At 37.3% G+C, this 15153-nt stretch carries 13 protein-coding genes; 2 read left to right on the forward strand and 11 right to left on the reverse strand.

Annotated features, from left to right (window positions below; translation table 11 throughout):
- Window positions 1-19: 19 nt before the first annotated feature.
- The 6 genes from MY533_RS12085 to MY533_RS12110 form a co-directional block, all read right to left on the reverse strand.
- Entirely contained in the window at window positions 20-688 is a 669-nt protein-coding gene (locus MY533_RS12085) for a CPBP family intramembrane glutamic endopeptidase (RefSeq protein WP_248716144.1), read from the reverse strand.
- 149 nt (window positions 689-837) lie between these two features.
- Window positions 838-1881: a phosphotransferase family protein gene (locus tag MY533_RS12090; protein WP_248716145.1), complete on the reverse strand. Its 1044-nt coding sequence runs from the start codon at window positions 1879-1881 to the stop codon at window positions 838-840.
- Window positions 1882-1893: 12 nt separating this feature from the next.
- The gene (locus tag MY533_RS12095) at window positions 1894-2670 is read right to left on the reverse strand and encodes an SDR family oxidoreductase (protein WP_248716146.1); all 777 of its coding nucleotides are present in this window, start codon (window positions 2668-2670) and stop codon (window positions 1894-1896) included.
- Window positions 2667-3902 (reverse strand): acyl-CoA dehydrogenase family protein, encoded by a 1236-nt coding sequence (locus MY533_RS12100; protein ID WP_248716147.1) that lies wholly within the window; start codon window positions 3900-3902, stop codon window positions 2667-2669. Before MY533_RS12100 ends, MY533_RS12095 begins: the two co-directional genes overlap by 4 nt.
- Before the next feature lie 324 nt (window positions 3903-4226).
- A complete protein-coding gene (locus MY533_RS12105; protein ID WP_248716148.1) occupies window positions 4227-4604 on the reverse strand; it encodes a hypothetical protein in 378 nt (125 codons plus the stop codon).
- A 92-nt stretch (window positions 4605-4696) separates the two neighbouring features.
- Window positions 4697-5584, reverse strand: a complete 888-nt coding sequence (locus MY533_RS12110) for a LysR family transcriptional regulator (protein WP_248716149.1) — start codon at window positions 5582-5584, stop codon at window positions 4697-4699.
- 140 nt (window positions 5585-5724) lie between these two features.
- Here MY533_RS12110 and hutG point away from each other — a divergent pair, with 140 nt between their 5' ends.
- A complete protein-coding gene (hutG, locus tag MY533_RS12115; RefSeq protein WP_248716150.1) occupies window positions 5725-6681 on the forward strand; it encodes a formimidoylglutamase in 957 nt (318 codons plus the stop codon).
- A gap of 5 nt (window positions 6682-6686) precedes the next feature.
- Window positions 6687-7871 carry a sodium/glutamate symporter gene (gene gltS, locus MY533_RS12120; protein ID WP_248716151.1) on the forward strand — a complete coding sequence of 395 codons (1185 nt, stop codon included), beginning with the start codon at window positions 6687-6689 and terminating at the stop codon, window positions 7869-7871.
- 70 nt (window positions 7872-7941) lie between these two features.
- Here the strand turns inward: gltS and MY533_RS12125 are convergent, their stop codons facing one another.
- From MY533_RS12125 to MY533_RS12145, 5 genes are all read right to left on the reverse strand, one after another.
- The gene (locus tag MY533_RS12125) at window positions 7942-8454 is read right to left on the reverse strand and encodes a GNAT family N-acetyltransferase (RefSeq protein WP_248716152.1); all 513 of its coding nucleotides are present in this window, start codon (window positions 8452-8454) and stop codon (window positions 7942-7944) included.
- A 311-nt stretch (window positions 8455-8765) separates the two neighbouring features.
- Window positions 8766-10031, reverse strand: coding sequence for a polysaccharide deacetylase family protein (locus MY533_RS12130; RefSeq protein ID WP_248716153.1), 1266 nt, complete (start codon window positions 10029-10031; stop codon window positions 8766-8768).
- A gap of 1024 nt (window positions 10032-11055) precedes the next feature.
- Window positions 11056-11895 (reverse strand): D-alanyl-D-alanine carboxypeptidase family protein, encoded by an 840-nt coding sequence (locus MY533_RS12135; RefSeq protein WP_248716154.1) that lies wholly within the window; start codon window positions 11893-11895, stop codon window positions 11056-11058.
- A gap of 249 nt (window positions 11896-12144) precedes the next feature.
- Window positions 12145-12756 (reverse strand): histidine phosphatase family protein, encoded by a 612-nt coding sequence (locus tag MY533_RS12140; protein WP_248716155.1) that lies wholly within the window; start codon window positions 12754-12756, stop codon window positions 12145-12147.
- A gap of 44 nt (window positions 12757-12800) precedes the next feature.
- Complete coding sequence (locus MY533_RS12145; RefSeq protein WP_305883945.1) at window positions 12801-15059, reverse strand: poly(ethylene terephthalate) hydrolase family protein; 2259 nt, start codon at window positions 15057-15059, stop codon at window positions 12801-12803.
- Window positions 15060-15153: the final 94 nt, after the last annotated feature.

Raw genomic sequence — 15153 nt, forward strand, 5'->3', positions numbered from 1 at the left:
TAATAATGTATTTTCTTTTCTAAATAATAGATACAAAAAAATTATGAAGTACATGCAATATAATAACTGACCATAATGAGCCAGTCTTTTTGTACACGAACCCAAAGAGTATGCCTAAAATTAATACATATACATGCCCCCCAAAATGAAAGAATTTTTCATTGTAAATCCAAACTGGATAGTGTATTACTAAAAAAAATAAAGCAGTCAAAACATTTGCTTTCCAAAAAGTCATTTTTTTATTAATCTCTTGTAAAATTAATCCCCTAAAAACTATTTCTTCTGCAATCCCAGCCATTAAAAAAACATTTAGATAATCATCAATAGATAATGAAAATTGAAATGATTGTTGATTAATGATATAAGTTTCAAAAGCAAAATATAAGCCCACTAACAATGAAAGAACTACTCCCCAAAACAAACCCCTAATAACATTTACGTTCATTCTTAAGAAGTCAAATGGGTAAGTATGTAAATAGTATTTTATGTATAACCACGTTGGAACAATCCAAATGACACCCTTAACGACCGCCTCTAATAATGGAGAGATAATTTCACCGAACGAATAAATGTAGTCGATTAACCATAATTCTTTAATTGTCCATGAAAAGTAAAATACGAGTAAAAAGCCCATCTTTGTTTTTATCTCGTTATTTTTTTCACTTTCTACACTCAATCTTGATTCCATTTCAGCCTCCTAAAATCTGATCATTTCTTACTTTGGTAGGGAAGAGTCCTACCTTGTATAATTTGACACCTTAATTTCATTGACAGAAAAAGGTTTTAACAATATGAAATGACGGCTGCTTTATAAACAACCGTCATTTTCACCATAGTTTAGAGTGCCTTGGAAGCCTGATGGATGAGTGCAGCTACCATTTTATCCATTTGTGCAAAACGGTCGTCTTTTGTTTGACCATTCACATATCGATAATAGATTTGCTGACAAATTACAGCTAATTTAAAGTAGGCAAATGTAATATAATAATCGATGGCTGAAACATCACGCCCGCTTTTCTCTGCATATCGATTAATGAATTCTTGACGTGTGTAAAACCCTGGTAAAGTCGTTATTGGCGGTTCTCCAAAAGCATATAGTAGCATTTTTGGGTCATCTGCATGCATCCAATAGCTCATGGCTACACCTAAATCTGCTAATGGATCCCCTACAGTTGTCATCTCCAAATCGAAAAGACCAATCATCTCAGAGTAATCGCTTGTAAACATGGCGTTATTCAGTTTGTAATCATAATGAATAATGGTTGCTTCATGATTAGAAGGTACATGATCCTTTAACCACTTTGTCAATGTCGCTACTTCAGCATGCTCTGCCGTTTTCGCTTTATCATAGCGCTCAATCCATCCATGTACCTGCCGTTCCATAAACCCTTCTGGCTTTACCATATCCTTAAGCTTCGTTTCCTTATATGGTATTGCATGAAGAGCAACAAGTGAATCAACCATTTTTTCTGATATGAGCCGTCCTAAATCCTCCGTATTTTCTGTTCCAGGTGGAAAATGAGTATCGAGTACGATACCCTTTTTGCGTTCCATTAAAAAGAAATCACTGCCGATAATCTCTCGATCTTCAACGTAAACATAAGGTTTTGGTACAGCAGATAAAAAAGGATGTAATGCAGATATAATCGTAAACTCTCGTTTCATGTCATGCGCTTTTTTGGCGACTGGGCCATGTGGGGGACGACGAAGAACAACTTCAAATTCGCCTACTTTTAGGCAATAAGTCAAATTTGAATGTCCGGCACTAAACTGTGAAATTTCTAGCTTTCCTTCTGGTAACGCTGGAAATTGACTCTTTAAAAATGAATGTAATTTCACTTCATCAATACGTTCACTTGCCCTTACTTGTATCGTATCCATTGTACCCCTCCCTTAAATGATTGAACTCATACCGCCATCTACAACTATGACGTCCCCCGTAATATAATCTGAGGCAGCAGCGGCTAAAAATAATGCAACGCCCTTTAGATCATTTTCAGTTCCTAAACGTTTTAACGGCGTCACGCCCATTAAATAATCTTGTCCGCGCTCAATTAAGACCTTTGACATTTTTGTTGGGAAAAATCCTGGGGCAATCGCATTTACATTGACGCCATACGGCCCCCATTTTACGGCTAAATCTTTTGTTAGCGTAATGACCGCACCTTTACTTGCGTTATAACCAATTGTATCCATGAAATCAGGTAATGTACCACCAAGCCCTGCAATTGAGGCGATATTTATAATTTTTCCGCTCTTTTGTTCTAGCATTATTTTGCCAACAGCTTGGCTCATTAAAAATGTACCATTGACATTCACATCGAAAACTTTTTGCCAAGCCTCATACGGCATTTCAACAGCCGGAGTACCCCAGGACGCCCCACTGTTATTGACTAAAATATCAATTTGGCCGAATGATTCAAGCGTTTTTGATACTACGTTTGCTATATCCTCTGGCTTTGTCACATCACAGGCAAGAGCTAATGTTTGTACACCTAATTCAGCTAATTCTACAGCTACCTCTTCGCATGCCTCGACCTTTCTTGAGCACAGTACAATATTGGCACCAGCTTCCGCAAAGCCTTGTGCAATATGGGCTCCAAGACCGCGTCCTCCCCCCGTTATGATGGCCGTTTTCCCCTTTAAGCTAAATAAATCTAATACTGTCATTTAACCAGCTCCTCTTGCTTTTTAGCATGCTTTTTCAGCTCCAGCTTGGCAACCGTGTTACGATGCACTTCATCCGGTCCATCTGCTAGTCGTAATGTTCGAGAATTTGCCCACTGTGCGGCAAGCGTCGTATCAGGTCCTACTCCAGCAGCACCGAATGCTTGAATTGCTCGGTCAATCACTCGCAATGCCATATTTGGTGCTACTACTTTAATCATCGCAATTTCTGCCTTCGCTTCTTTATTTCCTACTGTGTCCATCATGTACGCTGCCTTAAGCGTTAAGAGTCTTGCCTGCTCAATATCGATACGGGACTCCGCAATACGCTCGCGCATCACACCCTGGTCTGCGAGTGGTCGATGGAAAGCATGTCGCTCCTGAACACGCACGCACATTTCCTCTAATGCACGTTCAGCGGCTCCAATAAGACGCATACAATGATGGATACGACCTGGCCCTAAACGACCTTGCGCAATCGCGAAGCCTTTTCCTTCTCCCCACAAAATATTTTCAACTGGTACTCGAACATTCGTAAACGTCACCTCACCGTGTCCTTCTGGTGCATGATCATAGCCAAATGCCGTAAGCATACGCTCTATTTTCACTCCCGGTGTATCCATCGGCACTAAAATCATCGACTGTTGCTCATGGATAGGTGCTGTAGAATCTTTATGTTTCCCCATAAAAATAGCGATTTTACAGCGAGGATCGCCAGCTCCTGTCGTCCACCACTTATGTCCGTTTAAAATATAATCATCGCCATCACGTTCAATACTTGCCTCGATGTTTGTTGCATCACTAGACGCGACCGCAGGCTCAGTCATTGCAAAGCAGGAACGTATTTCTCCACGCAATAACGGTTCTAGCCACTGCTTCTTCTGCTGTTCTGAGCCGTAACGCACAAGCACCTCCATATTTCCCGTATCTGGCGCATTGCAATTAAACACTTCAGGAGCAAGTAAAGAGCGTCCCATAATTTCACATAAAGGTGCATATTCTAAGTTCGTCAAACCTGCACCATATTCGCTATCTGGCAAAAATAAATTCCATAGGCCCGCTTCTTGTGCTTTGTGCTTTAATTCCTCCATAATTGGTGGGATAGCTCCCCAACGATCTTCCATTGCTTCCACCTGCGCAGCAAACACCGCCTCATTTGGATAAATGTATTGTTCCATAAAATTTGTCAGCTTCTCTTGTAATTCGACTACTTTTTCACTATAAGAAAAATTCATAAAAAAGCCCCCTTTATTTGAACATCAAAATGACAAATGAATGAATATTCATTTTTATTCTTACATTAAATGTTACCGCTATATTTCTTGTAAATCAATGTCTATTAAACAAAAATTTGAATTATAGAGAAAATTCATACTTAAGGCAGTGTTTTTAAAGATAGAAATTCTCATTACGATAAAAAAATACAAGTTAAAACACTATTTTGCCATAATATGTATTTTCAAATCACAATAGCGTCGATTGCGTTAATTTATCGCTATGTGCACTTCATCAAAAAAAGAGTAACTTTTCATTCATTGAAGTTACTCATCTCACTTAATTTAATCTTTAACTTTATTTTTGTATCCATTAGCTAACTTCATAGCGAAAAACTGAGGAGTTAAAATTAAAATACTCACAATTATTACTAATTGGGAAGGTGAAAATGGTTTAAAATAACCACTATCCCATCCTATCCCTAGCGTGTCTTCCATCCTACCGATAAAGTAAAAGGACATAACGGCCGATACAATATTGCCAATAATAAAAGGAATTGAGTTGCATAGAAATTTCCCAAGAAAAGCAAGAAGTGAAGTCACTACAATCATCAATAAGTAGCAGAGCATTGATCGGTTAGCAAAATCTTGGTACATTGAAAAATAAACAAAAGGAAAACAGTATAAACAGACTATTAGAATACCAATTACTATTTTTCTCATATTGTCACCCTTCATATTATTTAGAATTCATGTTCCTCTTAGTTTCATTTTTAACATAATCCATCAACCGTGGTATTTAAGATTTCAATATTCTAAAGTGTTTTGCCTATCTCCATAATATCAGTAAGCAATTCACGAATAGCCAAAGGTAAATGACGATTTTTTAAGTACACCACATAAACATTTCGTCGTAAATTGGGGCAATCTACTTCTTTTTGTACAATAGTTTTTGCTGTAGGACCTTTTAAATAATTTTCTGGTAGAATGGTAACGCCTAAATTTTCACGAACGAGCGATACAGCCGTTTCAAAGCGTTCAATTTCAAATTGGATATTCATGTTTTTGCCAGCCTTTTCAAATGCATCTAAAATGTCATGTCTCGTTTGAAAGCCCCCTGTACTAATAATAAAAGGCTCTTCACTTAAATCTGCGATCGTCAGCTTCTCTTTCTTCGCTAATGGGTGATTTAAAGGTAAAACAGCTACAAGTCGCTCTTCATATAAGCAGTTAACCTCGAGCTCTTCATCATCCATTATCTGATTTGTAATAATTAAATGTGTTTTATAGCTTTTAAGTGATTTTTCAACACGCTTACTCCCTAAAATATCTACTAAATGAATCATCATTTCTGGATATTCTTTTTTATACTCTGTAATGACTTTTGGGAGCCAATGCTTAATCGATTCCATCACGCCTATCGTTATTTCACTTGTGCCACGTACAATTACCTCATCCATTTCTATTTTTAAAACTTCCATGTTTTTCAATATAACGTTTGCTCGTTCATATAAAAGCTCGCCTGCTTCTGTTAATTGAAGATTTCTTGTATTCCTTTCAAGTAAAGGTGAACCAATCTCTTGCTCTAATTTTTTAATAGCATTACTGAGAGAAGGCTGAGAAATATGTAGTTTTTCTGCTGCCTTCGAGAAATTCATTTGCTCCACAACTGCTAAAAAATATTGTAATTGTTTAAAATCCACAGCAATATCCCCCCACATTTATAGTTTTAAGCTATAGATTAATATTAATTATATATTAGCATTTATAATTATGTGAATATATAATTTATTCATAACAATATTTTCACTAGAATAATATTGGAAATGGAGTTGATGAATAAATGTATACAATGACAGATCAAAAACAATGGAAAGGCCGTATAGATTCAACGACTAATACGAGTAGTTTCCGTTTACATCAAAAAGTGAAAAGAACTGCTATTAATGATGTAAGCGCTTCAGATAATCAGCATGCCGGAATTGTGGGCTTTATATGTGATGAAGGTGTACGTCGTAATCAGGGACGTGTAGGGGCAGCAAGTGCACCTAATGCTCTGCGTGAATCACTATCTAGCTTACCTTGGACATTTAACGATGAACAGCAAATTATAGATGTTGGTAACGTTCTTTGTCTTAACCGCGCATTAGAAGAAGCGCAATACGAGCTCGGCGAAATTGTCAAAACATTGCTAAATAAAAAAATACAATGTGTCGTGCTTGGCGGTGGACATGAAACATTATACGGACATTATTTAGGCGTTCGTGCAGCGATCCCTAAAGATGCAAAAATCGGAATCGTCAACATCGATGCTCATTTCGATTTACGACCATACGATGAGCAACCATCCTCCGGTACAATGTTCCGGCAGATTTTAGAACAGGATGCGCTTACCGATTACTTTGTTTTAGGCATACAACGTTTCGGCAATACAAAAGAACTATTTGATAAAGCCGATGAATTGCATGTGAATTATGTGTTAGAAGAAAATATGACGCCAGAAAATAAAGCGCAAATCATGCATGACCTTCAGCGGTATATGGATAATCATGATTATATTCTCTTAACACTTTGTATGGATGTACTAAATGCTGCATTTGCACCGGGTGTAAGTGCTCCATCACCGTTTGGACTAGATCCAAAAACGGTACGTACGATTCTTCAACAAGTCACTTCACATCCAAATACACATTCTTTTGATATTTGTGAGGTAAATCCTTCACTGGATGAGAATGGACGCACAGTTAAACTAGGTGCTTATTTTGTATATGAAGCACTAAATCACTTACTTAGGAGATAATGTTCATGATCGAAATTAATCAAATTACAACAGTATTTCTAGCAGTTGCACTATTCGCATTGGGCGGCTGGCTCATCAATAAAATCGGTTTTTTAAAGCGTTTTTGTATACCAGCACCTGTTGTTGGTGGCTTATTATTCGCCGCGTTGGCCACTATTCTAAAGACAACTGGCGTATTAGAAATATCGCTTGATACGTCATTACAAAGTTTATTTATGATTACATTTTTCACAACAATTGGTTTAGGAGCAAGCTTTAAACTTGTAAAGCTTGGCGGAAAATTATTAATTATTTATTGGTTAGCTTGTGGTTTCTTAGCATTAATGCAAAATGTGATTGGTGTATCTCTTGCATCGCTTATGGGGATTCATCCATTAATCGGTATGATGGCTGGTGCTGTTTCTATGGAAGGTGGCCATGGTGCCGCTGCAGCATTTGGACAAACATTAGAAGACTTAGGTATTTCATCAGCCATGACAATCGGTGCGGCTGCGGCTACATGTGGTTTAGTGGCTGGTGGCTTAATCGGTGGCCCGATTGTCAAATACTTAGTTGGTAAATATAATTTAACGCCAAATGAGCAAGAAACAAAAGAAATTGATTTTGAAAATAAAAATGAACAAATTACATCCGATTCATTCTTTACACAAGTATTAATAATTACGTTCTGTATGGCTGTAGGGACATATGTTGGAACATTATTCTCAGAAGCTACTGGCTTCGTACTACCGGGCTATGTCGGTGCAATGTTTGTAGCTGTACTAGTGCGCAATATTATGGATAAAATAAAACCTGAAGCGATTAACATGAAAAGCATTTCTTTAATCGGCGATGTGACATTAGGTGTTTTCCTATCAATGGCGCTCATGAGTGTTAAATTATGGGAAATCGCTGATTTAGCACTGCCACTATTCATCATTGTTTTTGTACAAGTATTCTTCATTGTCTTATTTAGTATATTTGTCTTGTTTAAGCTTCTTGGAAAAAATTACGATGCTGCGGTGATGGTTGCCGGTTTTGCTGGTCACGGTTTAGGGGCCACACCAAATGCGATGGCCAATATGTCAGCAGTTGTCCAACGTTTCGGCCCATCTCAAAAAGCATTTCTTGTTGTACCCATTGTAGGAGCGTTTTTAATCGACGTCTTCGGTATTCCAATTATTATTACAACGATCAATTTATTTAAATAAAGGCTCTGTTTAAGTTTAATGTTTATTTCTGAAGAAAATATGGGGAAACCTTTTAATTGAGGTTTCCCTGTTATAAATTTAGTTCGTATTGTATTAGTTGGCTGTTCATGCCAAAATATTTTTCACTACCTACTCTACTTATTTCTTTAAATCCTATCTTTTCAAGCATTTTTCGTGAACGAACATTAGCCTCGTGTGTTTCTGCGTTAAAAGTTGTAATTCCTAATTTTTTTGTGGCAAACGCCATCATACATAGAGCAGAATTAAATCCAATCCCTTTCCCCCACAGCCTATTTTCACCAATTGCAATACCTAATTCAGCAGTATTCCCTTTCATACAGGCTAAATCTGCATATCCAACTAATCTATCGTTAAACTGAATACCCATTCGGATAAAATCCTCAGCTACATTGTTAATACATTTGAGCCACCATTTATATAGTTCTTCGGGACTTCTATTTAACTCCCATCCATTGGCTAAACAAAAAGTGTCATCCATACTCCAGTTTAAGGCAGCTTCATAATCATCTAGGGTTAAAGGTCTTATCTTTATGCATTGTGAAAGATTCTTTTTAGTAGTCATTTCTATTCCTCCGAATCTTTATAAATTGAATGTAGACAAACGTATAAGTATCTGTTATTTCAAATAATATGCTGATAACTTAGTATATTTTGATATTGTGTTTAGTGCCTTCATTACTACGACTATCAACGAACATAAACAAGACAGGTAATGGTCGAATTATTTTGTAGCCGCACTTTTAAGCGGTCTACACAAGGACGCAGACCTGTTCGTAGCTAATACCTCTGTGTTTTACATCTCCCTTTCATAAAATAAGCGGCCGTGCAATTGTCTTGATTAACAGTTGCACGGCCTTTCCATTCGCTTATTGATTATTGTAATATTTCACTAACAGTTACAAATTCGTAGCCTTGTTTTTGCAAGTATAGAATGACATTTTCTAAACCATTTGCTGTCGTTTGATGAATATCATGCATTAAAATAATGCTGCCATCTTTTGCTGACGCTTTCACATACGTTAATATTTTCTCAGCATTGCGATGCTTCCAATCTAGCGTATCGATTGACCATAGAATAGAAGGCATCGTCATGACAGAACGAACTTTATCATTCGTTGCACCATATGGTGGACGGAAAACCGTTGGATATTGACCGATTGCAGCATAAATAGCATTGTTAGTTCGATCAACCTCTTGTTTAACATTTGCTGTCGATAAGGCTGTTAACTTTGCATGGTCCCATGTATGATTGCCTATTTCATGGCCAGCCTCATAAATTTGCTTTACGACTGCTGAATTTTTAGAGACATTTTGCCCAACCATAAAAAATGTAGCCTTTGCATCATATTTCTTTAAAATTGCTAAAACTTGTGGGGTAACTTTTGCATCTGGCCCATCATCAAACGTTAATGCCACACGCTTTTTTTCCCCTTTCGCTACAGGTACACCTTTATTGTATACTTTGTTACCCGTTATTTGGATATTTGCTAGCTCTGAAGCTTTCACATAGCCCTGTTGTTCATCCGCTTCTACATAGGCCCAGCCTGCTAGCGTTGTATATTGCTGAACGACTGTTTTATTGGCAAGTGTACCAAGAACCTCACCACTTGGGCTAGCAGTTAAACGAAGCACAGCGCCGTTAGTAGCATTTACTCGTTTTTTTGTTGCAACAGGTTTCTTTAAAGAATTTGTTGCAACATAACCTGTTTGATGACCATATTGGATAAATGACCAACCTCCAGGTGCTGATCCATATACAAAGATAATACTATTTTCGTAAATTTGTCCGGCTTTTTGTGCACTTGGACTAGGGTATGTAAATAAAGTTGTTCCATCTTTTTGCGTCACTACATATTTTTCGGATTTAAGGCTTACTAATGCTGCCGTTTCTACAAATCCCTCTAGCTGTTGCGTTTTAATTCGAGTCCATTCCTCACTTACTGGTGTGGCTGTTACAAAACTACCCTTCGCTAATTGCCCGATTACGGCACTTTCTACGGAAGGTTCTACATAAACTGTTGTGTCTTTAGCTACGGATTGAATAACTAGTGTACCTTCCGCATTTGCAGGAGTATTACCTACAAATATAAAACTGATTAAAAAAGTCAAAATAATAGCATAGGGTAAAAGCTTTTTCATTGTTCTACACCGCCCTTTTCATCACAGATGTCTTTTCTCATATGTTTTTTCCATAAAAGTATAGGATTCGACTCTAATTATAGATTAATAAATTATTCCAGGAAATAGTAGAAATCAACTAGTTTTTGTGAATAAAAATGGATCATCCTCAAAACGTGTGGTTGATTTCCGTTTCGACTGGGCGCTTTGTAGCTGACGCTTCGCTTTCGCTACAGAAAACATTTGTAGCTGACGCTTCGCTTTCGCACAGTCAAAACATTTGTAGCTGACGCTTCGCTTTCGCACAGTCAAAACATTTGTAGCTGACGCTTCGCTTTCGCACAGTCAAAACATTTGTAGCTGTCGCTTCGCTTTCGCACAGTCAAAACATTTGTAGCTGACGCTTCGCTTTCGCTACAGAAAACATTTGGTGCTGCCGCTACGTTAACACTACGCTTTCGCACAGAAAACATCCGCTGCGCTGCATGGTCTCGGGCCAACAGATGTTTTTTGCGCGAAAGCGTGAGTGCAACGTAGCGACAGCAGCACGATGTTGGTCACGAAGGCGTTATCACAGGATGTGATGCTTTTAGCCTTCGTTCCTCTATTACTGATCCCCGAGGAGTCGCCCAGTCGGAACGAAGGTCAACTATTTACATAGTAGATGTTTTAACAAAAGTCATCCACAACTTTTGGTGATGAACCATAAAAATCACTTAATTAACGTTTTTGGTAGCTAGGGTGAACGGCATATTATCAAATTATTTCTTGATGCTTTTCTAAAAAACTTTCACTTTTTCTTCATCAAAAATTCCTCTGTGGTAGCGCTGGCAATTTGACGATGGAAACAATTGGTAATCAATACCTCCCCACTTAAATGAAAATGATCGATTGTTCCCCAAGTATGAATACTGTGTTAGCAATTTTGCCAACTGTCATTTGTCAAAGGCCCCAAGAGCCTTTATCAAGTACTTGTACTGTGCACCCTATAAATAAGACGATTGAAACGATAAAAAAAGTTATCCCCTTTTCATAATTTTTCCTCTTACAGCGCATCGTACGCAGTAAGAGCATCTTCAATATGGAATGGTGGTGTCCAAGCCTGCCCATTCGCATTCGTCGTCACGAAAATATATTGTTTTCCATCTTTTTCGATAATAGAGGCTAAGCAAAGACCTGCTTCAGGGGTGTAGCCCGTTTTTCCTCCCAATATTGTACCTTCTCCAACTGGTATTCTTGCCAATAGTGAGCTTGTTATCGTTAATTCATTTGGAACGTGAGTTATATAACTTTTCGAAGTCAAAATTTGATAAAAGGTAGGATTTTTAATGGCATAACGAAATAGCTTACTTAAATCACGGACACTGGAGACATGAGCAGGATCATGTAATCCGCTGGCATTAACAAAATGGGTATCGTTCAGCCCTAATTCCTGTGCTTTTTTATTCATTAATGTTACAAATGCTTCTTCACTACCTGCTAACGCATCCGCAAGTGTTCCTGTAGCATCCGCCCCAGAAGCAAGCAGTGTGCCATATAATAAATCCTCTATCGTGACAAAATCTCCTGCCTTAAAGCCCGCCATGGAAGCATTTTGAGCAGTAAATTTAGAAATCGTTTGTGGTTTAACAATGGTTTGCTTCTGCAAATCAGTAGTCATTTCAATAGCAACAATCGCTGTCATAATTTTCGTTAATGATGCAGGATAAATAATGTCATCTGCATTTTTTTCAAATAATACGTCTCCTTTTTCATTCAGCAATAAAGCATTTTTACTATGCAACGAAGGTAGCTCTACTGGCGTTTGTTCCGTTGCTATGTGATTCGTATAATAAAAAAAGAATGCTACCGCACATATAAAACAAAATAAGACAAATTTTTTCATAAAAAAAACGCCCCCCACACATTATAATAGGAGGCATTTATGATTATTCCTGTAGGGAATTTTTGAAGAAATAAGATTAATTATGCCCTGACATAATTGCGTTCGGAATCGGCTTTGTACTTAGGCCTGCAGATGTTTTTTGCGCGAAAGCATAGCGGCAGCGGCAGATGTTTTTTGCGCGAAAGCATAGCGGCAGCAACGTGTTTTTTGCCTGAGTTCCACTATTTCAGCGGATGTCTATACACCCAGTTAAAAATCATCAAAATCTGAACATATTTTTGTTATTGTTTTATTCGTTAATTTAAAAAATACATCCTGAGATACTTCTAGCTTAAGTGTATCTTCCTTCATTAAATCTGCATATATTCCTCGTAAAATACGGCCTGTTAAACCATGTGAAATAACAATCACTTGCGGTATATGTTGAATAGTTTCTAACCAAGCACTTAGTCTGTTCACTACTGAGTCGTAAGCTTCTCCATTTGGCGCATTAAAATACCAATTATACACATCTGTGTTATGAAGAAGGTTGGGCCAAGAACTTTCAATTTCTTTCGTTGTTAGTCCAGCCCATTGTCCCACAGCCACCTCAGTTAAACGATCTTCTTTTACAACATTCTTCAAATCATATCCAATTGTTTCACAAATTATTTCAGTGCTCTGCATAGCTCTGCCTAATGGACTCGAAAAAATTTTCCATTCATTTGGATCTCCAATTAAACTTTTTAGCATTAGAGCATTTTGTTGTACTTGTTGTACACCCATTTCAGTTAATGGAGAATCGAGCTCTCCTTGATATCGCCCTTGTGTATTAAATTCAGTTTCACCATGACGGAGTAAGTATATCGTTTGGTTCTTCAATATTGTTTCCCCCTATAATTTCTCCCTAGCTATTACTAATATTTTTATATATTTTCATTTCTAATCCCAATATTATTCATTAGTATCGTCCCTTGTTTCGTTAAATTAAATTGGAAATGGATCTTATTTAGCTTCAGTGGATCAAACTGTGGATTTACTTCTTTAAAATCGTTCAATAAAAATCCATAATGTTGAAACACTGGTTCCGTCGTATTACCTATATTGGAAAAAGGTTTTTTCAGTAACTTTCCTTTTATGGCAGGTGTCAATTTGGCTATATAGCTAAGAGGCAGGCTCGCCTGGTTGCCATTGCTATCTTCTACTGTAACTGTAAAATCAATTAGTTCCTCCTCATTGTTCTCTTTTTCTTCCTTTCTACTATCTGCAAGTGAAAATACGATAGAACTGTTCTGCCCTATCTCTAATCCATTCTTGGGGAGAGTTACTGTATAGCAAGCTGGAGAAAATTTGTCTTTTGAATTCCAGCCTAAACGAACGGCACTATAATCTGCCTCATCATTTTTCATTTTGACTTTTTCCTCTTTCCATTCCTTCAAATTCTTGCCGAACAGTTTGCCGCCTGGAACAGTGGTCGTGTTTAGATCAATATCTTCATTAAACGTTGCAATAAAAGATGTTTGCGAATCGTAGTAATTATTAATATACAGCGTGTCAGGAAGCCATTCTTTAGCATAGCCTAAATCTTTAAAAATTTCCTTGTATTGTTTCTTTTCTTTCAACGTACTATCTAAAAAAGCAGATATCAATACTTTCGTGATGGTTTCTTGCTGATCGCGAGGCATAATTTGTTTTAGGTTAAAAAGTTGGTTTGCCATGCCAGCTAGATCGCCTCGTCCCCATTTTTCATTAAATTGCCCATGATTGGCTCCATAAATATAGACCGACGCATTCATATAATCATCTTTATTCGTATAGGAAATCCGATACTGCTGATTAGAGCTATCAAAGCTATTTACGTCCATATCATGCGCCCCTTGTAGTGCCAAATAGTTTACGTTTTTTAACGGAAGTGGTTTCCCAGCAGGCATATATTGACCGTCTATTCCAGCAATAGAAATAAGCGATCGGATTGAGAAATTATAATCAAATTGAATATTTCCGTTACTAGGTGGGTGTTGCATTTCGTTAAAAGCAGCTGCAATCGCGATTGCTTCTCCACCTCTAGAATGCCCTATTAGTGCAATATGTTCCATATCCACTTTTTGATAAAATGGATTGTTTTTAGTACTGTTCCATTCTTTCCACGTCTGTAAATGCTCCAGCAATAATAATCCTCTCGCTGGATTCTCATTCTTTAGCGGACTAACCAAAAATAAATCATCGTAGGGAGAACTATTAAGAAAGTTTTCATCTACGGATACAACTATATAGCCCCTACTTGCAAGAAGGTTACCTAAATATTCGTAACCTGGATCAGAATAATCATTCATTAAATGGTTTCCATGAACGATCATTACTAACGGAAAGTCTCCTTTCCCTTCTGGGTACCACACTTGACCATTTAACGGCATTGCCTCAGGTCCAAAACCAAGTGTTCTCGTGCGAACAGAAGACCACTTTTCTACAAAATCACTAGCATCTACTGTTTTAGTTGTCAAAGAATTTTTTTGGTTAAAGTCTTCTCGATAAGTATTCGGACTGCCATATGTGAGCTTTTTAATTAGATAATCGCCCGGTTTCGCCGGATTTCTAAGCAAAGTATTGTCATACCGTTTCGATGTTTTCAGCTGCTTTAATACAACTACTGGGGTGTTCGCTTCCCCGGGATGAATCAACCAATAACCCCATGCTCCAATCCCAATAGTCAATATAAATAAACATGTGAGGACGCAAACTTTTTGATATTTTTTTGCATTTTTATAGCTACCTTTTAACCATTTGTATAATAATGCTCCCCACAAAGAAACAACAACCGCAATTAATAGAATAAATAGGATAGTTACTTCCAAAGAAGAAGCAAAAAAGCAGAACAATAGAAATATTAGTGAACTAAAGAGTATCCATAAATATCGACTAGGAATTTTTTTCACACCATGCAATAGAAGAGTGATAAAACCACTTATTAGTACGACGGATAAAATAAATACGAACATTCCAATCGTGTAATCTACTAAACTACGCTGATCTAAAAAAAACCTCCCTTGATTCAACATCAATAGGAATGCCATCGTACTTAAAGCGATAGCTGCACCTTTCCAACCTAATGACAATGGCTCTATACAATTTCGTTTTGCATACAGCCTTCTAACAAAATAAATGAGTTTCCTTTTGTATACTCCCAATTTTTAATCCCCCTACCTACAATCTATTTCAAAATATTCTATTGTAGGTTACAGGATGACTCTTTCAACCAGCTTTCTTCTTTCTTTCAATAAT

The sequence above is a fragment of the Lysinibacillus sp. Ag94 genome, assembly GCF_023242215.1.
Taxonomy (GTDB): domain Bacteria; phylum Bacillota; class Bacilli; order Bacillales_A; family Planococcaceae; genus Lysinibacillus.